Origin of the sequence: Mesomycoplasma ovipneumoniae (assembly GCF_024758565.1) — a bacterium.
Taxonomy (GTDB): Bacteria; Bacillota_I; Bacilli_A; order Mycoplasmatales; family Metamycoplasmataceae; genus Mesomycoplasma; species Mesomycoplasma ovipneumoniae_B.
The window spans coordinates 171,075-194,894 of the sequence record NZ_CP079199.1 but is presented as its reverse complement, the minus strand read 5'-3'; the positions used below and the strand labels follow the sequence as shown (position 1 = coordinate 194,894).

The 23,820-nt window shown below is 27.9% G+C and carries 13 protein-coding genes; 8 read left to right on the top strand and 5 right to left on the bottom strand.

Annotated features, from left to right (window positions below; translation table 4 throughout):
• Window positions 1-12: 12 nt before the first annotated feature.
• Both KW512_RS00560 and KW512_RS00555 read right to left on the bottom strand, forming a co-directional pair.
• Complete coding sequence (locus KW512_RS00560) at window positions 13-2,169, bottom strand: phenylalanine--tRNA ligase subunit beta (protein ID WP_258841584.1); 2,157 nt, start codon at window positions 2,167-2,169, stop codon at window positions 13-15.
• 8 nt (window positions 2,170-2,177) lie between these two features.
• Window positions 2,178-2,858, bottom strand: a complete 681-nt coding sequence (locus tag KW512_RS00555; RefSeq protein ID WP_044283974.1) for a hypothetical protein — start codon at window positions 2,856-2,858, stop codon at window positions 2,178-2,180.
• A gap of 272 nt (window positions 2,859-3,130) precedes the next feature.
• Here KW512_RS00555 and KW512_RS00550 point away from each other — a divergent pair, with 272 nt between their 5' ends.
• Both KW512_RS00550 and KW512_RS00545 read left to right on the top strand, forming a co-directional pair.
• Entirely contained in the window at window positions 3,131-6,256 is a 3,126-nt protein-coding gene (locus KW512_RS00550; RefSeq protein WP_258841583.1) for a P97 family adhesin, read from the top strand.
• A gap of 10 nt (window positions 6,257-6,266) precedes the next feature.
• On the top strand, window positions 6,267-9,296 hold the full coding sequence (locus KW512_RS00545) for a P110/LppT family adhesin N-terminal domain (protein ID WP_258841582.1): 3,030 nt from the start codon (window positions 6,267-6,269) through the stop codon (window positions 9,294-9,296).
• Window positions 9,297-9,572: 276 nt separating this feature from the next.
• Here the strand turns inward: KW512_RS00545 and KW512_RS00540 are convergent, their stop codons facing one another.
• Window positions 9,573-11,222, bottom strand: a complete 1,650-nt coding sequence (locus KW512_RS00540) for an IS1634 family transposase (RefSeq protein WP_258841581.1) — start codon at window positions 11,220-11,222, stop codon at window positions 9,573-9,575.
• Between the two features lie 485 nt (window positions 11,223-11,707).
• Here KW512_RS00540 and KW512_RS00535 point away from each other — a divergent pair, with 485 nt between their 5' ends.
• Complete coding sequence (locus tag KW512_RS00535) at window positions 11,708-13,393, top strand: MIP family Ig-specific serine endopeptidase (RefSeq protein ID WP_258841580.1); 1,686 nt, start codon at window positions 11,708-11,710, stop codon at window positions 13,391-13,393.
• Window positions 13,394-14,328: 935 nt separating this feature from the next.
• Here the strand turns inward: KW512_RS00535 and KW512_RS00530 are convergent.
• The gene (locus KW512_RS00530) at window positions 14,329-16,113 is read right to left on the bottom strand and encodes a surface lipoprotein (protein WP_258841579.1); all 1,785 of its coding nucleotides are present in this window, start codon (window positions 16,111-16,113) and stop codon (window positions 14,329-14,331) included.
• Between the two features lie 412 nt (window positions 16,114-16,525).
• On the opposite strand from KW512_RS00530, the gene KW512_RS00525 reads away from it, so the two are divergent.
• From KW512_RS00525 to KW512_RS00510, 4 genes are all read left to right on the top strand, one after another.
• Complete coding sequence (locus KW512_RS00525) at window positions 16,526-17,782, top strand: hypothetical protein (RefSeq protein WP_258841578.1); 1,257 nt, start codon at window positions 16,526-16,528, stop codon at window positions 17,780-17,782.
• 21 nt (window positions 17,783-17,803) lie between these two features.
• The gene (locus tag KW512_RS00520) at window positions 17,804-19,102 is read left to right on the top strand and encodes a hypothetical protein (protein ID WP_258841577.1); all 1,299 of its coding nucleotides are present in this window, start codon (window positions 17,804-17,806) and stop codon (window positions 19,100-19,102) included.
• 43 nt (window positions 19,103-19,145) lie between these two features.
• On the top strand, window positions 19,146-19,691 hold the full coding sequence (yihA, locus tag KW512_RS00515; RefSeq protein WP_258841576.1) for a ribosome biogenesis GTP-binding protein YihA/YsxC: 546 nt from the start codon (window positions 19,146-19,148) through the stop codon (window positions 19,689-19,691).
• 62 nt (window positions 19,692-19,753) lie between these two features.
• Window positions 19,754-20,704, top strand: a complete 951-nt coding sequence (locus KW512_RS00510; RefSeq protein ID WP_258841575.1) for a nucleotidyltransferase — start codon at window positions 19,754-19,756, stop codon at window positions 20,702-20,704.
• On the opposite strand, the gene KW512_RS00505 is transcribed toward KW512_RS00510, so the two are convergent.
• The gene (locus tag KW512_RS00505) at window positions 20,705-23,320 is read right to left on the bottom strand and encodes a cation-translocating P-type ATPase (RefSeq protein WP_258841574.1); all 2,616 of its coding nucleotides are present in this window, start codon (window positions 23,318-23,320) and stop codon (window positions 20,705-20,707) included.
• Between the two features lie 61 nt (window positions 23,321-23,381).
• Between KW512_RS00505 and smpB the strand changes: the two genes are divergently transcribed.
• Window positions 23,382-23,819, top strand: a complete 438-nt coding sequence (gene smpB, locus KW512_RS00500; protein ID WP_258841573.1) for an SsrA-binding protein SmpB — start codon at window positions 23,382-23,384, stop codon at window positions 23,817-23,819.
• Window position 23,820: the final 1 nt, after the last annotated feature.

Below are 23,820 nucleotides of genomic sequence, written 5' to 3'. Positions count from 1 at the left end.
AAATAGAAGAAATTATTTATAAAATTTATCTATTTCCTGACAAACCTTGTCAGTTCCAGTTACTCTGTAAGTAATTTTCTGGCGATTATTAATTATAACATAATCTTTTAATTTTATTGAAAAAATTTCTGGAATTTTTTTAATAACATCTAAATAAGTGTCAGGAATATCATTTTTCCCTAAAGATAGCGTAATATCTCGATATTTAAGTTGCGAATTATCGTATGGCTCGAACTTAACAAGTTTATTTTTATGTTCAAGATCAATTTTTGAAACAATTATTTCAAGAAAATTGATGTTTTGGTAATCATATTTTTCACTTATTTGTCCAACTCAGCCAACTAAAACATTATTTCAATAAATAAATTGCGACATTGATGGATTTAGAAATTCAGATTGGGCTGGTTTAAAACTAAAGTTATCACTGTATAAAATTTTTAAATGATCTTTTAGAGTTTCAAGATTATAAATCGTCGAAGCCATGGCAAAAACTTGATTTTTCTCAGAGACACTACCTGTTTCATAAAGACTAATATCAGTCATTTTTCGCTTAACATTATATTTTACAATTTTTGCTAATTGTCAGGCAAGCGAATATCTAATTGTTGTATGTTCTTGGGATGTATAAGTTGATAAAGTTTGAGTTTTTAAATTCAAAGGATTAAAATTTTCTGATTGGGAAATTAAAAGGAATGAATTAGCTTCAAAATAACCTAAAGTTTTTAGCTGAATTGGTTTTGGATCAACAGCAGAAATTGATCGTTCTACTTTAGTTAATTTTTTGTTTCCTAATTTTTCAAGTCCATAAAATCTGAGAAAATCGGCAGCATAATCGGCAAAAAATTCAATATCAACACGATAAAATGGTGCTAAAAAACTGTCAGAATTAAAATTATAATAGATTTTCTCAAGAATTGAGTTAATTTTTTGAAAATCTTTTTGTTCAAGTTCGATTCCTAAAATATTTTGGACTTCTTCAAGTCCAAAATTAATGCTAGGTGTTTGACTAAATTGATTTTTGTCAAAATTAATTGGCAAAGAAAAATTAATTCCGTGTTTTTCAAGGAAAAATTCTAAAAAAATCAAGCTTAAAAGTGTTGTTCCTTGACTGTAATTTTTTGCCAATTGTCTCGCTGAGGAGCTGCTTAAATTAAAATTATGATTAATTTGCCTAATTTTTGCTGAGTCAAATTTAGGCATTATTAAGTATAAATTTTGATCTTTTTCTATTGGTTTTTGAAATATTTCAGGAATTAATATTAACTCATCATTGTTTCAAAATTGAAAAGTAGCAAATGAATTTTGAATTTCAGCTAATTTTGTATCTTGATAAATTAATTTAATTTGGTTTTGATTTTTATTTGTTTGTAAAAAATAAGATGGCTGACCTGTGTAAATTAAGACAAAATTAGCAAAATTTTGATTTAAATCAGTAATTTTAACCCCTGATTTTAAAAGTAAAAAAATATCTACTAAGGCAAGATTTGGAACTTTTTCAATCTCAATAGCAGCAACTTTTGACTCATTTTTTTCAGTAAAAATTTCTAAATTTGATTTGTTTTTGCTGTCAAAATTTAGTTTGTCAAACTCCAAATCTAATTTTGTGCCAAAAAAAGCAGCAAGTTCAATTGCTATTACTAAATAAGAATTTGCATCAGGCCTGTTTCATAAAAGTTTGATATCTAAAATTAGGTCAGATAATTCTAAAATTTCAAGTGGATTTTGTTTTAGATCAAAAATTGGATCAAAAACAAGAACTCCTTGGTCTAGTTCTGGACTTAAAAGTTTAGAACTAAAACCTAATTCACTAGCTGAAACTAGCATTCCTTCAGAAATGTGACCGCGTAATTTTTTAGCTTCAAAAGTTATTTTTCCGTTTGTCGAACCAGGAACAAAAGCTAAAACTTGCTTGTCTTTTTGGACATTTTTTGCTGCAGTTTGAATTTGTCTTATTTTGTCGTCAAACTCAACTTGACAAATTAGTAAATTGTCAGCATTTTCATTTTTTTTAACTTCTAGAATATTTCCGAATTTTATGCCGGAAATTTCGTTTAGTTTTGAAATTTTATCAACCTCAAAACTAAGACTAATCAAAGCATCAATCACTTTTTCGTCGCTAATATGATCAATATTAGCTATTTTTTTTAATCTTCTTAATGAAAACAGCATTTTTTTACCTATCAAAATTGTTTTAAAAAACGTAAATCATTTTTATAAAATTCACGAATATCACTTATTCCGAATTTAATAGCAGCTAGCCTTTCAATCCCAATTCCAGCAGCAATTCCGTAAATATTTTTATCAGTAAATCCGGCATTTTTCATAACTTTTGGGTGTAAAAGTCCACATCCTAAAACCTCAATTCAACGCCCTTGATAAAAAATATCTACTTCAAAAGAAGGTTGTGTAAATGGGAAATATGATGGGCGAAAACGGGTTTCTAGCTTTGTTTCAAAAACAAATTCAAGCAAATCACTAAGCAATCCTTTGAGATGTGAGACAGTGTATTTTCCGGTTGCAACTAAATCTAATTGATTAAATTGATGAGAATGAGTTGAGTCTTCTTCGTCGTTTCGAAAAACTTTTCCAAAAGAAAAAAAAGCTCGTTCTTGATTAGGATATTTTGCAATTGCTTCAATTGAAACGCCAGTTTTATGAGTGGCCAACAAATTTTCGCTGTCAAAAACAAGACTTTGAGTTGGGTCAAAAGCTGGGTGAGATTTGTCAATATTTAGCTTTACAAAATTTTTCTCAAAAGTTGTCAGTTCATCAGATTTAATGTGTTCAAAACCGTAGATAGATAAAAAATCAGTAATTCTTTTAGTTAAAAGTGATATTAAATTAAGTGAGTTTGGCATGATCTAAGAGTTTTTATGTTTTAAAATATTAAAATAAAAAAGAGATTTAAATTAAATAAGGTAAAATTATAGCATAACTTACTAAAGCAAAAGCAAAATTTTATTTACTTTTTTAGCAAATTAAGCAAAAAAGTTGCTAATTTTCTTATTTTATGTTTTAAAAATAAATTTGCCTTTATTTTTAATCATAAAATTTATAATAACAGCAGTTCTAGCCTAAAAAGGCAAAATATGCTATAATTTATTAATTTATTAAAATTTAGGAGTGGACTATGAATTCATCAAGTTTTGCAGCCCGAATTAAAAAAAATAAAAGAAAAGTATTAATTTTGTCTTCTTTTCTCACAGGATTAGCTTTTGTTGGAATAACAGCCGGAATTAGCTTTACATTTAAATATAACGGAAAGCATCCACGAGAAGAAGTCCAGCAATTTGTAAAGAAAGTAAAATATGTTGCATTTAATCCTGAAAAAATAAGCGAAAATAGCGATTTTTTGGCAATCAAAAGTTTATTATTTGACGGAAATACTCTTAAAAATACTATTAAACTTGATGAGTATTTAATTCCTTATTATTTTAGCGAAGACTCAAAGCAACTTGTTAAATTTGCACAGCAAAATCAAAAAACTAGTTCGCCAGTTTTTGACTTTGTTGATTTAAATTTTGATGATTTAAATCAAAATTTTATTATTAAATTTAGAGCAAGACAACAAATTACTGACCAAAAAATTGCATATTCAGATTTTGTTTTATCTCCTGTTTCTTTTTATGATTCTAGAAAGTTTTTGAAGGCAGATTTTAACTTTGCATTACAAAAAATTACAGAAAAAATAGAAGAAGCAGTCTCTAATTTTAATACGATAGTATCAAATTTTTCTGAGGAAAATTCGGATTTAGCTAAAAATCATTTATACCGAGCTTTAGATTTTGCCGCTAAAATTAATTCTAGTGAAAATTCTTCGCAAGTTGAACAAAATTTAGCTCAAATTTTTCCAAATTTTACTGATTTAATTTCTTCAATTAGAAATTCAAAAGAAAATTTAATTCCTGATAAAAATACGTGAATTTTTGATATAAATTTTGCAAAAGATGCTGCAACCAACCAATTTGTTAGTGTTCAAAACAATATTGCGACAATGTTTTTGCAGGCTAATTTGACTCAATCGGCACTTGATAAATTAGGTGATAATTTTGAAATTAATGGAAATAAAATTATCAATATAAACCTAGAATCCAAAGATAAAAAATCAATATTTTTAGATGTTAATGAGTTTTTTGCAAATCTCAAATTAAAACCATTAGTTTATAATACAGAGGAAAAAGACACAAAACTTGTTATAAGCAAGCAAAATCCTTTTGATTTTTTTGCAAAAATAAAATCTCAATCCAACCCTTTTTTAAAAAATTCAACTATTAAAGACTTGATAAACCCGTTGTTAACTGAAAATTTATCATTAGATTTTGGTAATTTTAATAAATTAATCCCTTCAGATAAGCAAGGTATTGATTTTATTCTTGACACACCAAATGCAAAACTAGTAAATGACAACGGAAAATATGTTGTTGAATTACCGTATAAAATTGTTTTATATGAGTCTTTTTTTGATAATAATTCAAATGAAATTATTAATCAAAAGGATTTAATTTTAAGAATTGAAGGTTTTGGTTTGCCTATAAATTCTAATCTTGCTTCTAGTGCTTTTGGTAATTTTCTTATTCCTGGAACACAAAAAGGAATAATTTATCAACAAGATCCACTTTTTGACAATAAAAGTGCCAATTTATCGCAATTTATTTCAACTTTTGGCGAACCTGTTTTTGCAAAAGTACCGCTAAATAAAGAAGAATTAGACAATTTAATACTAAAACGGGATTATAAAGCCTTGGCTGATAAATTGAGTTTGCCCTCATCTTATAATTATAATTTTGATAATTTTGAGGCAAAAGTTAGATCTTGATCAGGCAAAACATTGATTCCTAATTTAGATGATATTTCCCGTTTTAAAAATTTGCAAACAACAACTAGTATAAATTCCTCAAATTCATCTCAAAATTTAGTAGTTAGTTCCTTAGTTTCAAATACTTTTTTTCAAAATCCATCTGATGTAGCTACTTTTTTTGCAGACTATATTCAACAAGAACCGAATAAAATTGCTAAAACATTTTTTGAATTAGCTAAATATTTCGGACTTCTTGATCAAAATCGTTCTTCTTTGCAGATTTTTGATGATGATTTGCAGGAAGATATCTTTAAAAAAGCAGAAAAAATTAACCTTAATAACAAAAACATTCAAGTTTTAAGTTTTAATAATCATTTTGAAGATGTTTTCAATCAAGGCTTTTTTTCAACATTGTTCTTACCCGAATCGATAAAAACTAAAATCGGTGATTTGAAAGACAAATCAGCATCAGAAGTTTTAGCCGCATTGAAAGATCAAGAAATTTTTAAGGAATCTAATACTAATTTTGATCTTAATCAAATAAAGGAAAATTACAAACAAAGTGTTAAGTTTGCTACACTTGCTGATGTTTTATTAGCTTTTTATTTAAAATCAACCCAGTTGAGTAATTTTTTAGCATGAGAAAAAATAGATTCAAATTTACATTATGAAATAGTTTTTAGGAAAGGCAATGAAATTTCAAAGCAAACTCTTGAACAAGAAATTAATAAAATAACAGAGCAGCCTAAACCTGAACAACAAAGTGAAGGGCAACCTGAACAATCTGGGCAACCTGAACAAACTCAACAACCTCAGCCATCTCAGCCATCTCAACCATCTGAACAGCCTGCAGAAGCTCCACAAAATTTAACAAATAGTAAAAATTATGAATATTTAACCCTAAATTTTTACTACAACATTGGGGATGAAAGGACTAATAAATTCTCCCTTCAAACACCTGTTAGAAAAATTTTGATTAATTTATCTACTGAAAAAATTGATCCAAAAGTTTCAAATCAAGAAAAACTTAATTCACTAGCAGACTCAATTCCTTCTGCATTATTGAATTTTGAAGTAAATGATGATACATTTAACAAAATTAGTCAGGCCCAAATTAGCACAACTGGACAGGCAACTGATCAAACTTCACAAACCTCACAAAATTCATCAATAGAATCCAATCTTAATAATTTGAAAAATATTAAAGATTATTTTTCAAAATCATTAGAAAATACCCAACTAAAATTTGATATATTTCCTAGCTTTGAAAATTCAATAAAAACAGATACAATAAATTTTCTACTAACAGTTTCTATTCTTGATAAAAATTCTCAAGCGCAAAATTCTGGCCAAAATAATACAAATCAAGCCGAAGTTTTAGCCTCACGCACTTTAAAAATTTCAGTAAAAAAATCAAATAATTCCCAGTCACCGGCTTCAAATCAACAAACAAACTAACGAGGTCAAAATGAAAAAGTTCTTCAATTTTAAGCATTTTACAAGTAAAACATCAAATATAGTTATCGGAATTTCATCTTTAACATTAGTTAGTGGGCTTGCTATTTCAATTCCCTTAGGAATTTATTCTTATAATAGTTCCTACTATCAAAAATTAAATGAAGAAATTCAAACATTAAGTTTAGATCAAGAACAAAATCCTTTTCAAAATGGGCTAGCTGGTTTGTTTGATAATTTGACAGTTAAAGATAATTTTAAAAATTTAACCGCATTTACCGCACTAAATTTAGCAAAAAGCAAAATTTATAATTTTGACCTTTTATCATTAATAGATCTTGACAAATTATATCAAAATGAATTTCAAATTACTTATGATTTGATAAATGCGCAAGTTAGCGGAAATTCGATAAAAAATATTGTTTTATTTTTAAAGTCAAAAAATGATAACCAAATTTTTTCAAAAGCAGTTGATATCAAAAATTTTGCTGAGGAAAATAAAGTTGCTGATGATTTTTCTAAATTTGAAATTGATGAAAAAAAGTCATCAATTAATATAGATTCGAAAAATTTAATTAGCTTTGCTGAATTTAAAACTAAAATTCAAGCTAGTTTTAGTGCGGCTCAAGAGACAGAAAGCCCAAAATTTATTGCATTTGAAAAAGCACTTTTAGCACTCAAGGGAAGTTATAATTTTATAAATAATTTAGGAAATCCATCCTTTATTCGCAATGGTCTAACTCTTGAACCAACAATTGTTGACAATAATCTTAGTTTTTTTTCTGAAAACGGCAAAAATTATCTTAATTTTGATTTAATTGACGGTGATAAAAAAACTCCAATTCAACTTGAAATAAAAGGAATTGCTACTAATCAAGAAATTGAAACGGAAATAAAATCCTGACTAAATGATGAGTTAATTCCTGAAATAAAATTAAAACCTCAAGTCCAGCAAGACCTTGTTAGCAAAAATTTGTCACTTGGATCATATTTGTATTCAACTCAAGACGATAAAGAAAACAGCTCACTTCCAAAAAATTTTTCAGAATTATTTAATTACACTAGCAATGAGTTTAATGTAAACACTAATAAATTAAAAAATTATATCGTAAATATTGATGTTATTCTTAAAGATTTGTCTGAAATTAGTGAGCAAGATCGCCTAAATTTAATTAAAGATGGAAAAGTTCGACTAAATTTAAGCGGAAGCTTAACAAAAAGAGACCATCAAAAATTTATAAAAGTTTTAGATTTTAAATTGGACACTGATATCAAACCTGATCTAAACGAATTTTCACGTATTTTTGCAAGGAATTTACCTCAAACTCAATTACAAGATTTTTCTTTGCCAAAAGCTTCAAATACGCCAGCACTTAGTTCGGATAGATTGGTTCAAATATTTAATGAAATTAAGGAATTATCTTCTAAGCAAATTGACACCAAAAATCCTGATGAAAAATTAGTTAGTCAGCTTTATTTGCTTGATTTTGGTAAAAATCCAACTAAAGATTCGCTTGAAAAGTATAAAAAAGAGTTAATAGAAATTGCAGAAAGTTCAAAATCTCAGGCAATTCAAGCCCAAACTTTTTCAGATTCAGAAGGCAACAAAAATGAAAATCAATCATTAACTTTAGGAAAATCTATCTGAAAAGCTTTAAATTTACAGCATAATTTTATTTCACTTGATGTTAAACCAGAAATAAATTTTGAAAAACAAAGTGATAATTTTGTTATTGAATTTTCACTGATTTCTACTAAAAACAACAAAAAATTGGCCTCTTCAAAAATCCAGATTAATAATGTTTTGAGTTCACAACAAAGTGCCTTTGATGTTGCTTCCAAATTTTATCCAACCTTTTTTCTTGACGGAAAAGCTAGTTTTTCAAAAACTTCACCAACCGAATCGCTAAAAATTCAAGACTTATCTGATAATGATATTAATTTCCAGAATAGTAATTCTATCGAAAATAAGCTAACCCACAATGGTTTTGAAATCAAAAAAGCCTTTAAATTCATAGATAATTCGCTAAAAACTGAGAATACTTCTAGTTCGACCGAGACGCCAAAAACAAATCCTGCTCCATTTTCGAGAGTTAATTCAGGGGTTGTTTATTTTGCCTTTAGACCAAAAAATATTAACGATTATAAAAAGCATTATTTACTTTCAGATTCAAATGGTAGTGGACTTTTTATTCAAAAAGTTGCAAGATCTAAATATGTTGAAAAATCAAAACCAGTTAAGGCAAAAATTGAAAATAAAAATGTAGAAATTATTCCCAATTCCTCAGTAGATTTTAGTCAGACTGATGCAAAAATTGACGAATATGTTATCGGTTTTGATTTTAAACAAGTTGAAAACTTTCAATCGTCTAATACTTATTTACGTAAGGATCAAGATTCACTACATTTAGAAATAGATACATTTTTAACTTCTTTAAAAGAAAAACAAGCTGTTGTTCTCGGTCCTAATTCTTGAAATATAAAAAATAGGTTTTTTTCGGCAGATATAAACGAAAATCCTACTGGATTTCCGCCTAATTCTGAATATCGACCATCAATAGAAATTGCAAATCGTATCGATGAAAGCCGTTTTTTTTCACAAGAACTTCGAAATTCTTCGCCATTTATTGGTCAAAAAATTAATCCAATAATTGAACAAGACCAAGATATTCTCCTTGAAATTATTAAAACCCCTTGATCTTTTGAAATTACAGCGTATTCTTTGTCAAATAATCAACTAAATTCGCCATCCTCAGTTAGTTTAAATGCTAAAACAATTTATAATACCAACCATTTAACTGGCGTGTGAACCCCATTTCCTAATTTTTTCAATCTTGATTGAGCTCAAATTGGCCCTAATCCTGAAAAAATGCCAACCGATACTAACTCAAATGGATCAATTTCAAATCAAAGTGAAAAATCAAATGCTTCTATAATTCTTAAAGGTCTTGCTGTTTATAACAATTCTCAATTGACTAGCCCTTTAGGAAAACCAGCTCGCGAAGAAATCAAACGTTCTTTTATTAATGCATATTTAAGATAAAATCTTTGTATTTTTAAACTAAAGCGAAGATTTTATTTATGTTGAAGGCTAATTATTTTTAACAAAAAGTAAGATTTTTAATCCAAATAATGTTATAAAATTCAAATTTATTTGAATTTTTGCACACTTTAATTTTCCAAAAAATTAAGGTTTTTTTGTGGTTAAATCTAGCAATGGTTTTTTGCCGAGTTTCCCAGTTTGATAAGGTAATTTTAAAAAGGTATCAGGTTTTAGTGACTTTTTTAAGTTTTTTGGTAAAAGTTAATTACAATTTTATTAGTGATTTATTAGGATATCAAAGTAGAAATCATACCTATCTCAAATATTCGGATCACTAGGCACACCATCTCGACTTTTAAATGTTATTTGTTGATCTAAAGTGTTAAATTCAACCCTTTGCCTTAATTTTTGCAACATCGTTACTAAACCAACTTCAGTTAATTGATTGTTTTCAAATAACTTGTTATCACTAATATGTTTGTTGATTTTAAATATTATAGTTTTTAAAATAACTAGTGAGATAAAACACAAAAGTGTATGAGCTAAAATATGCTCGTCAATTCTTAAAAACATAGGGCGAATATTCAATAAAGCTTTTAGACTTCTAAAATTGGCTTCAATATTTTGCTGTTTTTGGTATTTTTCAACTATATCTAAGACATTCAAATTTAGTATATTTGTTTCATAAACATAGTAACCATCAAATTGTTTGTCTTTGTCAATTTTACTTTGATCTAATTCAAATTTCATGTTTGAAATTTCCTTAAAATATTTAGGTTTTTTACCAAACAATTTGTTTACTTCAATAAAACCATCTTTATTTTGTTTTTTAATAAAACTTTGGATTTGCTCTTCGCGAGCTTTTCTGTCTTTTATTGCTCTTTTTGTACTGTAAGTAATAATTATTCTTCTAATATTTTCGGTGTATCTTTTATTTTTATAAGTTGAATAAAATTCTTCTTTTTTATACTTAAAATCAGCATTTACATTAACATAATCGCTAGGATCTAGTAAATAATTTTTGAATTTTTGACTACCAACCTTTACACGATAAGAAATAATGAAATTATAGTTTCTTGATTCAAGAAATTGAATATTTGCGGCAGTTGACATGCCGCGATCAGCAATTATTGTCATATTTTTGATATTATATTTGGATTCAATATCTAATACAAAAGGAATTAGTGTGCTAGAATCGGTGGTATTTCCTTTAAAAACTTTAATATGAAAAGGAATACCATTTTTATCACACGCTAAACCAATGACAATTTGATCTTCTTTGAATTTAGCATTTTCGGAATAACCAGGAATTTTTCTTTCAAATGTCTCAAAATAGATTGTTGATGAATCAAAATAAAATTCATCACCCCTTTCTCCAAGTTCACTTATAACCATTTTGTTGACACTATCTAAAAGTTGATTTTGTGACTCAAAGACAAGATCTAATAGTCTATAAAAGCTATTTTTGGAAGTATTTATTTGATTTGAGTAGTCATCCTTTTTATCAAAAGCATTAATAATACTTCCAGGATCAGTAATTCGCTTTGAAATTAAGTAGTTAAAAATTTCTTTCATATTTTTATGTCTACTTTTAGGAAGTGATTCAAAAATATTGTGTTTTTCAATAAGTTTTTCAATTAATTCCCCACCAACAAAAACCGAACCTTCGATTATGGTGGAATTTTTAATAGAATCAAGTAAAATAGTCTTGACTTTATCCTTGTCATCTAAATTTGAAAATAATTTCAACTTTTCTTTGATAATTTGAATAGCATTTGGATTAATTTTTTCCAAATTCTGCACATTTCCTAAACTAAATCAACGTTTTGGACCTTTGCCATAACCTTGTGTTCAGCCAACATATTTATATGGTTTATCTTTTGAAGATCCTCAAACATTAAATAAAAACAAATTTTGTTTTTTCATAATGTATAATTATACCATAAAATTACTTAAAGTGTAATTAAATGACATTAATAAAAATTAAGGTTTTACGATTAAAAAGCATAGATTTACGGGCTTTTATCATATTTATATTCACTAAAAAGTGAATTTTTACCTTAAAACTGGGAAACTCGGGAAAAATTGCAATTTTACATTTTGGAGAAGAATTTAGAAAAAATTTACAAAACAAATCAAAAAATAAAAATGCATAAAGAATGAATTTTGTATATATGGTAATAATTTGATAAAAATTGGCAAAAAAAGTTTTATAATAATGGTATGAAAAGTCTAATAAGTGCTCGTGGGAAAAACAAATCTCCACGCAAATCAAAAAAAATACAATTAACGATCTAAATTAGTAGAAAAAATTAACACAAGTTGTGCAATCCAAATCATAGATAAAAAATTAGTTGTTTGAATTTTTTCTACTAATTTAATCAAACTTTTATTTTAAGTGGTGGAAACTTATGAAAAAAAATAATAAAGAAATAAGAAAATTGAAAACATTTTTAATCACTTCCGGTTCAATTGTTGCACCTTTAAGTGCAATGGCCTTTCTAGTTGCTTGCCATGAAGAAGAACAACCAAAAGTAACAAAACCAAACAAACCAAAAAAAGAGATAGAACAAAAACCAAACACTTCATCAGATAGTACAAAAGAAACAATAACTACTCCATCACAAAATAACCGCCAAAATGGCCAACAGGATTTTATCCCTCCTTTCAATCCGGGTTTTATACAAAGAGGAATAGAAAATGCTAAACGCTTAAGAGAACAACAAAAACAAGAATTAGCATCTAATTTAGCAAAACTAACAGATGCGCAAGCATATGAAAAGCTAAAAAACAGAACTTTTGCAATCGCTTTCAATAGCGTTGACAAAACAGATGAGAACAATCCTGATGATGTTGTCAAATATGAGCCGACAGGAACAGGTTGATTATTAGATGCTGCTTACAATGAAAACAAGTCGGAAGTAATGTTGTATATTGCTACAAATGCTCATGTTTTTGCCAGATCTTTTAACACTTTAGTTTCAAAATATAAAGACATTTTCCCCGAATATTTTACTGAGCCAAACAAAGGCGAAAAAGTAGATAGCTTTGTTATTGGTGTACCAAAAAAAGAAGCCAACATCCAAGCAATTGATAATAACTCAAGACCAGATGCAAACAATACTCCCGTTTACTTTATTAATAAGCAATTAGGAGAGAGAGAGAGAGAGATTGGTATCGATGGAATTTTTGATAATCCCAAAACTGTCTTTGTGGCTTTAAATATTTTTGATAATCAAACAAATGAGCAACTAAAACAAACATCGACCACATCTCCTGGTAGTCAAAAAATAAACAATGGAATTGGTAAAGATTTTGCTGTTTTTGGACTAAAAGTTAATTTAGCAAAATTAGATGAACTCATTTCAAAAAATGATGCAAACAAGGAAAATCTTCAATTATTCAAAGAGCATATCGAAAAGGCAATTAAAGACATCGAGCAAGATATTACTAAGTTTCAGACACAACAATATCCAAATCATGACAAAAAACCAGTACCTTATATAAGTTATGATTATACCTCAATTTATCAAAAAGGTATCGCTGAGTCAGAAAAATTAGGAATTAGCGAATCTGCCATTTTATCTCCTAATACCACAAAACTTTATTTATTAGGTTATCCAAGCCTTGATGGACAACAATTTTTGATGAGAAATTATCCAAAAAACTTAACTAACAAGCCTTTTGCAATTTCCAACGATAGTTTTAGTAATGGTTTAGCACTAAATGACATCCTCAGTCCTAACAGAAGTTATTCTTCTTTTGGCTTTATAACCTTTATTGAAAATAGCGGACTGTATTATGGAGCCTCTGGGTCGCTCGTCATTAACGATTATGGCTTACCTGTTGGTATTTATTCTGCTGTTCAAACCAGAGGAGGTAATTTAGACATCAGTGGCAAAGCTGGTTATACTCCTTTTGTCCAAATTGCTGATTTTGACTCTTATGGACTAGCACACAACTTAATTGATGGAACAAATAAAAAACTGTTTCCCAAACAAGAAAAATCATATCGGCAAAACTTAAAAAAATTATCTGAAAATGAAGGCGAATTTAAGGATTTTCGCAAAACCTTACTATTTCCAGATGGTCCTTAATACTTAAAAAGTTAAAGTAAAAAAATAATTAATTCTCGGAAATCTCAAGTTTTTAAGGCTTGAGATTTTTTATTAAGCCTAAATTTTAAGATCAATATAACAAATTTGGTAGACATAAAAACTAAATTTATATATTTTAATGTTATCCCGAGTTTCCCAGTTTGATGAAATAATCTTAAAAAAATGTCCGTTTTTTCGAGATTTTTTAACTTTTTTGACAAAAGTTAATTACTTATTTTAAGACACTGCAAAAATCAATTTATGGATAAAACAACAAAAATCATAAAAAAAATACAACTACTATTTAAACTCAATGCAAATAGAAAACTCGTTTTTATTTGCATTGAGCCTAAAAAAATATGTGAAGTTTTGAAAGAACAATAACTAAAAGCCATAAATTTATAGATTTCTAAACGGGTAAATTTAAGGCATTCCATCATATTTAAAAATATAATGGATAATTCGCATTTTTTGATTTTTTTATGGCAAAAACATAACCAATTCCTCCTTAATTCAATTCCAAAATTTATTAATTATTCTTAGGTGTTTGTAATTATAACAGATTTTTTTCTTAGACCAAGCATTTTTTTTTTTTTTTGCAAAGGGTTAATTTCAAAATAATAAAAATTAAGATTTTAGGTAAAAAACACTGATTTACGGGTGTTTTTTCATTTTTATATTCGCTAAAAAGTGAATTTTTGCCATCAAACTGGGAAACTCAAAAATTAAGTTTTTTTGCAACTAAATCCAACAGTGGTTTTTACCAACAAAATTTATAATTGCAACAGTATCCAGACACATTTTTTACTAAATTTACTAAAAAATGTGTCTAAAGTACAAATTATTGCCTAAATAAAAGAATTTTAACATCTAGTTTATTAGTTGTTGCTTTAAAATAAAAGGATAATTTTGTTGGTAAAATTACAAAATTTTATTTAAATTAAAAATTGATCAAGGGGAATTTCGCCTTTAATTTCAGTGCTTTTGTAATCTGAAAATTGGAGCGTCTGATCTTGAGGAGTAATCGTTGAATTTGGTAAAAGATTTGCATATTTTAGAACAAAACTGTAAATTAACTTCTTATTTTCTAGTTTGAGTGCAATTTTTTTGTGGCCATCATTTATCATGTCATCTCATTCTAGGGAAATAATTTGTGGATAAGGGAAAAAGTGGTTATTTTTAATATGATCTTTGATTAAAAATTCCTTTAAAAGAACCTCAGGATCAGGGTTTTTTATTTTAAAATAGAGGCTTTCAAAAATTATTTTAGCTATTCGTCCCTTTTGAATCTCTGATAGTTGACTTTTATTATGTCTATTGTCCTTGAAAATTCTTTTTTCTCTTATTTGAGGTCAAACTTTATGTTGGTCAACCTCAAATTCAAATTCAGCTATATCTTTATTATTTTTATTTAAATTGGAAAAAGTAAATTCTTGAAGATCACCAATTTGTTCTTTTTGTTCTTTAAATTTTGTTTTTTTGACTTGAATTTTTAAAGTCCCATTTTCATCATCAGGAGTTGCACTTATAATATCAAAGGAAAATTTTTCCTCATCATTTAGTGATTTTATCCCTAAAAATTCATCTTTAAGACCAACTGAAAGTGAAACTTCGCTAAATGCAGCATTAAAATCACCAAAAAGCACTGAATTTAAAACGGCTTGATTATCAGCGTTGACTAAGGCGTATGCCAAAATTGAAGGACTTATTTTGTTAAAAACAGGTCGTAATTCTTTTTGGTATAATTCTGGCTCTTCATTTTGTTGAATTTGTTTTGATTGTTCTAAATTTCAAAAAAGGTTCACTCGCTTTGTTACTTTTGTGTTTGAACCCTTTTTTGACACTGAAAGTTCAACATTTTCTAGCCTTCTTTGATTAACGTCGTTGTTATTTTCAACGGTTTTAACCTCAAAAGGAAAATTAAAGCTAATTGTATAATTTTGGTCGTCAAAGTTATCAATTTTTTTTACAAAATTTTCATAATGAAAAGTTGAAGGTTTTTGCTTATAATGATAAAGCACGGTTGCAACATTATTTGATAATTTTTTTTCTTGTTCAGTTATTTCTAAAGAATTTGGAATTTTTGCTAAAACAGCATTTAAATCATTGACTGTTTGAATATGAAGTCTATTTTCTTCAAGTATTATTTTTTGTTTTTCTAGTTCTTTTTGTCTTTTTTCTTCCTCAAGTTTTGAAAGGCGTTCTTTTTCTTTAAGTAGTTTTTCTTCTTGTTCTTGTCTTTGTTTTTCTAATTTTTCCTTTTCAATTTCTAGTTTTTCTTTTTCTTTCTTGATATTTTCTGAAATTTTAGCACTTTCTTGTTCATCAGTTGAAACTTGATTTTGTTCAATTTTATCAAGTTCTTTGTTTATTTCTGCTTGTTTTTCCTTAATTTGTTTTGTTTGTTCTTCTGTTTCTTTGATTTTTTCTTTTTGTTCTTCTGTTTCTTGGATTAATTTAAAAGTGTCTGATTCAATTTTGCCTTTTTGTGTTTCAAGAAAAGGAGTAGAATCACCCTGCCCTTTAGTTTTATCTCCACCTAATTCTTCTGGCGGATTAGGATTTTCTTTAATTATTGGCTCTGAACCTTTATCTTTCTCATTATTTGAATCAATGTTTTTACTACCGTTATTTTGCTCACAAGCGGCGGCAATAAAAAAAATCGGCATTAAACTTAAAGAAACCCCTAAAAACCATTTTTTTGGATATATTTTTTTCATAATTCACCTCACAAGTTAAATTAAATTATAACACAAAAATGGCAATTTTTTTAATCTAGCTAAAATTATTACCCTCTATGCAAAAAACAAAATTTTTTTGCTAACAAATAAGTTGAATTTGAAAAATAGCTAAAATATCCTTAAATTGTAGACTAAATGAAGTTCAAATACTGCATTACCATAATTTTGTTTTATTTTCAAGTTAGTAATATTTTAATACTTTGAAGAATTAATATAAATAAATTTTCAGGTTTTGCTTGCTTTTTAAAATTTTTTGTTTATAATTAATAAATATAGTAAATCAAACAAACAGGATGAGCTAAATCATTCCTGTTTTATTTTTTCAAATAATTTTATATTCGTGGTATTATTATAAATTATTGGTGTTGGTTTTAGTTTCTAGGGGTGAAATATGAGAAGATCTTTAAAATTGGTTTTTGGATTAGTTCCAGTTGTTGCAGGTTCAGCAGGAACAGCTATTTATTTGACTTCTAATAATGCTATTTCTAATTTGGACGATACAACTTTAGCACGTCAAACACTTCAAGTTGAAACCCGTTTTTCGCCACTTTCTGACTCACAAAATATTGAATTAAACCAAAATTCTGAAGAATTATCAACCCAGGAAACTGTAAAAAATGATGAAACGATTATTCTAAAAAGTCCGGAAGTCTTAGAAGATTCTCAAAAATCTGAGCCTATTAAAGTTACTAAAAAAACCAAAACACCAAAAATAATTTTTTCTAATAATAAAACTGAACTACCAAAAAATTCATCAGACACACAACCAAAAATCCTATTTCCCCAACCCGTCAAAAAACCAGTCGATGAAACAAAAAAAGCTGTTTCAGTTAGTAAAATTCAAACTAGTGAAAGTAAAGATTCCTCTATTTCAGTTTTAGAACCCCAAAAGGAAACGAATTTAGAAAAGTCACCATCAAAATCTTCTGAAATTGTTGAAAAAGTTGTCATAATTAAGCAAAAACCAATTCAAACCGAAGATAAAATTCAAGATTCAACCCCATTAGTTTCTCCTGTAGTTTCTAATGAAGATGTAAAACCGGTTTTAGCACCAAAAATTGTAGAAACTCCTGAAGTTATCGTTATTAGTGAAACTCCAAAAGTTGAGCACAAAGAAGATAGTCCTAAACCTAAAACCCAAACCCAAAGTGATATTTCCAAATCAGCATCTTCCCGTTCAATTTCTCCTGCAACAACCGAATCAGAGCGTGAAGTTGATGAAATCATTGATAAATTACAAGAAGATTTAAAAATATTATTGAAATCTTCAGTAGGTGATAATGCTCAGAAATATCGTGAAGCAAAAAAGAATCTTTATAAATATGTTTTTAAAAAGAACTACCAAATGAAACTTTTTAAAGAAAGATTCCCAAAAACACCAATAACTAAAGAAGAAGCAGGATTTTTATATATCTTTTGGGAAAATAATTACGCTCATTTTTATCCTAGGCTAGCAAGATCCTATACTACTCGCCAAAATTGAAGAAAAGAGCTTCAAAAAGTTTTGACAATTACTAAAGCTCCAGAAATAGGTGCTTTTAATAGAACAACAGGCGGTCATGTGTTTATTATCGATGAAACAAACATAAATAGCGATAAGTGAATTGAGGCTCAACCAGTAACGCCGGCTAGTGTTAAAAAATCCTAAAAATTTATAAAAGTAGAAAAAATGACAAAATTATTTAAGTTAGCTCTAGGGTTTATCCCGGTTGTTGCTGGTTCTGTAGGGGCGGTAGTTTATTTTAGTTTAGGTAATTCTACCCTGCCTTTGAATCAAAATGAAGTTCGCAAAGGAAATATTAGTGTTAGTACCTTGGTGCCTTCACTTGTAAATTCACAAAAAACTGGAAATCAAATTGCTGATACAATAATTTTACAAGGTTTAGATAAGGATAAAAAAGAAGCTAAAAATTCTAATGTTTCTGATTTAGATACTAAAAAAACAACGGAAAAACAAGGCCAAATTGATTCAAAGTTAATCAATCATACTCAAAATAATCAAATTAAAACTCCTTTAACTTTGCCCCCAAGCCTTAAATCTAATAAGGCCCCAAAGAATATAATAATTTTGTCTAAAACAGCAGCCTCGTTAACAAAAACTGAAAAAAAGCAACAAAAAATTGAAAGTTTACTTTCAAAAAAAGGTTTTGCAACCTCTAGTGATCAAAGTCCAAAAATTCAAAAATCTGCTGAAAAACCAGCTAATTTGCCTGTAGTTATTCCAAAAGTTGACAAAAATGATGTCAAGCCAAAAACTCCATTTTCACCATCAATTTTAGACACAAAAGAGAAAACTAAACCCAAAAATCCGCCTATATCTCCGCAAGTAATAGCTGAATCTGAAATCAAAAAAATAAACGAACCTCAGGAAAAATTTCCATTAACTTTGCCTAGTGATCCTGTGCAAAATTTGCCTGAACAACCAATTATAGAATCTCAAAGTCAAAAACCAACAGAAATTGCCCCTAAAATTGAAAGTCAAGAAAAAATTCAAAACCAAAAACCACTCGAAGAATTACACCAACAAAAAGAAGAGCAAAAATCGCAAACAATAAAAAATGACCCAGATCAGAATAGTCCAAAATCTAACTCTTCAAGTTCAAAGAACCCTGAAATTGACGCCTCATCTGATATTGAAATAGTCGATCAAATGGTAAAATCTATGGCAAAAGATCCAGATTTGAATCACAGTTTTGCCTACAAACTTTTGGAAAAATACAAATTTACAAAAGCATCACAAATGGAATTATTTTTAGAAAAATTGCCAGAAGTTAAAACTCCGCAAGCAGTTTCAAATTTAATCAGCTTTTGAGTTAATTCTTATGCCAGTTTTTATCCAAATGAAGCTACTGTAGATCGGGTTCGCGAGATGTGAAGAAATCAAATAAATAAAAAATTACAGTTACAAACAACGGGAAATAATCAAAATATTAGTATTATCACTCAAACTGGCGGTCGATTTGGGTAGACAAGCCATAATTACAAAAGAATTTTATAATTTTTAGAAGTATATGATGTGAAAATTTCTTAAATCATGCCCGGAACAATGTTATTTTGAAGACCAATTTGCTTTTATTGGTCGTTCAAATGTCGGTAAATCCTCACTTATTAATGCGCTAGCAAGGCAAAAAATTGCTCGTATTTCGTCAACTCCTGGAAAAACTCAGCTTTTAAATTATTACCAAACTAGTCAAAATAAGTTAATCGTTGACCTTCCAGGATATGGCTATGCGCGCCTTTCTCATGCAAAGAAAGATCAAATTGAATCAATGATTTTTAATTATTTTAGTAAAAATAGCAATATTTTACTAGTTTTTTTACTAATTGATAGTCAAATCGGTTTTACTGATCTTGATTTTAGTATGATTGAGTTTTTGGTTTCATTAAATATAAAGGTACAAATTTTAGCTAATAAAATTGATAAAACAAATCAATCCCAGCGTTCAAAACTGCTAAAAGTGTGTAAAAATTTATCACTTGAGTGTTTAAATGTTTCGACAAAAACTGGTACAAATTTAGATAAAATTCACCAAATAATTAATCAAGAAAAAAAATAACCTATAAATTCATAGGTTTTTTTAAATTTAAAAGTAATACTATTTTTAAAAAAAGAGGAAAAATGGCAATTGCAATTATCGCTGAGTACAATCCTTTTCATAATGGTCATATTTATCAGCTTGAGTATGTTAAAAACAACTTTCCTAATGACAAAATTTACATAATTTTAGGGGGAAATTTCACCCAACGAGGTGAGATTAGTCTTGCTAATTTTGAAACAAAAAAGAAAATAGCACTAAAATATGGAGCTGATTTTGTAATTAGATTGCCTTTTGAATATACAAGTCAAGCTGCTCATATTTTTGCCCAAGGTGCGCTAAAATTAATTTTTGACCATAAAATAGACAAAATTATTTTTGGATCAGAATCAAATGATGTTCAAAATCTATATAATTTAGCAAATTTGTGAAAAAATAACATTGATGAATATAATATTCATCTTAAAAAAGCATTAAAATTAGGTAATTCTTTTCCAAATGCAGCAGCAATTGCCCTTGAAAAAATTAGTTTACAAAAAATTATTTACCCTAATGATATTCTTGGATTTGAATATGTTAAACAAATTGTGCTAAATAATTACCCAATTCAAGCATATAGTCTTAAAAGAACTGTTGATTATAATGAAATAACACCAACTGGAAAGTTTGCTTCAGCAACATACTTGCGAAAATTAATTAGCCAAAATAAGTCAATTTCCCAGTTTTCGCCAATGGAATTTAGACAACCAGTTTGTTCGTTAGCCTCGTTATATCCAAAATTTCAGGAAATTATTCGACAAAAGTCGCCTGAATCACTAAGAAAAATTTGACTAGTAAAAGAAGGAATTGAAAATTTATTCAAAAAACATATCGACCAACCAGACTTAGATAGTTTTTTGAGCGCCACTAATTCAAAACGTTACACTAATTCGCGCATAAAACGAACAATGTTGTATATTTTGTTCAATATTGAAAATCCATCTGAATTTGACGAAACCACAGTTGACCTTGATTGTTGAAAAAACCAAAATTAATTAAAATTTTTTAAAGTATGTTTTAAAAAATTTTAGAACTTGGTCTAATACAAATGGGGCAAAAATTGTTAAAAGTAACAAATAATTATAATTATTCTTTAAAATAAGGAAGTTTGAGTTACTAAAATCATTTTGGGAAAAAACAAAATTTATTCCGGGAATAAAGGAAACAATTAGAATTGAACCAAAACTAGCTAAGAAACCCAGGTGTAAAAATTTTAAATCTGCAAATTTATATTTAAAAATATTCTCATCGGCCGCAAGTATATAAGAAAGACTTGAAAGACTAATGCTGATAATTAAAAATGAAAATGTTTGTGAATTTGTGATTCAAAAACTTAGCAGTGCTAAAAATGAGATGAAAATTGCTCAAAACATTATGCTAAAAATAAGTTTTTTATTAAAAAGTGATTTATTTTCGTTTAAAAAGCCTTTATTCATAACATTTTTTGAAATATTTGTAAGACCAAGGGCAATCCCACCGAAAGTTTCAGAAACAACATTTATTCAAAGTATTTGTAGCGATGTAAAAATTTGTTCCTTAAAAAGTAAGGTTGCAAAAATAACTGATATAAGCATTGAAAAATTAGCTACAAGTAAAAAAACAAACAGTTTTTTAATATTTGCAACAATATTACGGCCAATTTTTATTGCTTGATAAAGGGTTTTAAAATTATCATCAGCTAAAACAACATTTGCAACTTGTTTTGAAACTTGTGAACCAGTTATTCCCATTGCAAAACCAACATCGGCTTTTTTTAGTGATGGAGCATCGTTAACTCCGTCGCCTAACATAGCAACAACATGTTTTTTTGATTGTAGTGCACCGACAATTTCTAATTTATCTTCAGGTTGAACACGTGAATAAAGGTGAAATTTTTCAACATTTTCACGCCAAAAGTCATCTTTTTTTCAATCAGGGTTGCCTGTTGCAAGTGATTCTGGGCCTAAAATTTCAACATTTTTTGCAATTGATGAGGCGGTGTGAAAATTGTCTCCTGTTATCATTATTGTTTTAATTTCTGCATCTAAAAGATCTTTAACAATTGGTTTAATTTCTTTTCGTGGTGGGTCTTGAAAACATACAAGTCCTGAAATATTTATGTTTTTTACATATTTTTCTAGATTTTCATTAGGTTGAAGTTCATTTTCAATTTCACGATACCCAAATGCAAAAATACGATATCCTAAATTTTGCATTTGGGTTAATTTCTCTTCTAAAATAGGGTCTAAATTGTCTGCCTTTTTAAAAATAATTTCAGGAGCGCCTTTGATAAAAAGAAACTTTTTGTTGTCAATTTCATAAAAAGTAGCTGAAAATTTGAGTTTGGAGTTAAAGACAATTTTGTCTAAAAATTTGTGTTGTTTTTCAATTACTTCTTTTTGAATTTCAAAAGTTTTTGCCTTTTGTAAAATTAAAATTTCCTCAGGATCACCGTAGTATTTTTCAACTGACTTATCAAAAAAACTATATGCGGTTGTATTTAAAACAGCTTGTGTCCAGAAATTTTTTGATTCAATTTGGTGATAATAAATTTCCTTAATTTGCATTTTATTTTCAGTTATTGTCCCAGTTTTATCTGAACAAACAATCGAAACTGCTCCAAGAGTTTCAATTGTTTTTAAATCTTTGACAATTGCATTATTTTTTGCTAATTTTTTAACACCAATAATCAAATTTATAGTAACAAGCGGAATCAAACCCTCGGGAATAAAGCCAATTGCTAGTGAAAGTGATATTATAACAGCATGTTTTGATTGGTTAAAATCACCATTTTCAACCAAAAATATGTAAATAAAAAAGAAAGAAATTGCTAAAAATGCGGCAATAAAAGTGATAATTTTTGAAAATTTAGCAATTTTTTTCTGAAGTGGGGATTCTAATTCGGCTGTTTTTGTTACAAGCGAAGCAATTTTTCCAAGTTCAGTATTCTGACCAACATCTGAGACTAAAATTTTTGCCTGTCCATTTAAGACACTTGTTCCACTGTAAACTTTTGAGGCTTTATCGTCCCAATTTTTAAATTCATCTTTAAAAACTGATGTTGACTCACCAGTAAGAATTGCTTCAGATACTGATAATTCTTTATTTTCAATGACAAATCCATCGGCGCTAATTAAATCACCTGAACTAACTTCAAGAATATCTCCTACTAAAATCTCATCAGATTTTAGGCTTATTTTTTTTTCATCACGAATTAGTGTTGAAACTGGCGAGTTAAGATCTGAAATTGCATCTATTGCTTTTTTTGATTTAGTTTCTTGGACTAATGAGAAAAAAACATTAATTGCAATAATTAAAGCAATAACTGCTGGCTCAAGATAGGAAATTAATTTAGCTCAAAAAGGCAAATCATGTTCAAAAACTGAACTAATGACAACCGAAATAATAATAACAAAAATTAAAACTAAGGTAAGTGGCTCTTTTAGTTGCAACAAAATACGGAAAAATATTGATTTTTCCGGAATTTTTGGTAGTCTATTTTCGCCAAAAAAATTTTTTGATTTTTCAATTTGTTCTTGATTAAGCCCCTTTTCTTTGTCAATTTCCTCTAAAAATGTAATTTTATCGGTATTTTTATAGTCATTTTTCTCTTTTTTTTCTTTTTTGAACATTTTTGCCCTTTTTTATATAAAATTATTTTAAATATAATTATATAATTTTTTAGGTTCAAAGATGAAAATTTTAATTGAAAATAAAAGAGCTTATTTTGACTATGAAATAATTAGCAAATTTACAGCGGGAATTGTCTTAGAAGGTTGAGAAGTTAAATCTGTTCAGGCAAAAAATATATCGCTTGTAGGTTCTTTCTGTTATTTTAAGGGTTTAGAACTTTATTTGTCAAATGCAACAATTAGCGCCTATAAAGGATCCCGAGGTCAAACTGATCGCTCAAGAAAACTTTTATTACACAAACACGAGTTAAAAAAAATTTTTAAAGAAAAAGTTACAAAAAAATTAACAATTATTCCACTTTTTGTTGGTCTGAAAAATCGTAGAATCAAAATAGAAATTGGACTTGCAAAAGGGAAAACTAAGGTTGACAAAAGAAATGCTATAAAAGAACGAGATCAAAAAAGGGAGGCACAAAAATTTTTAAAAAACTACTATTAGT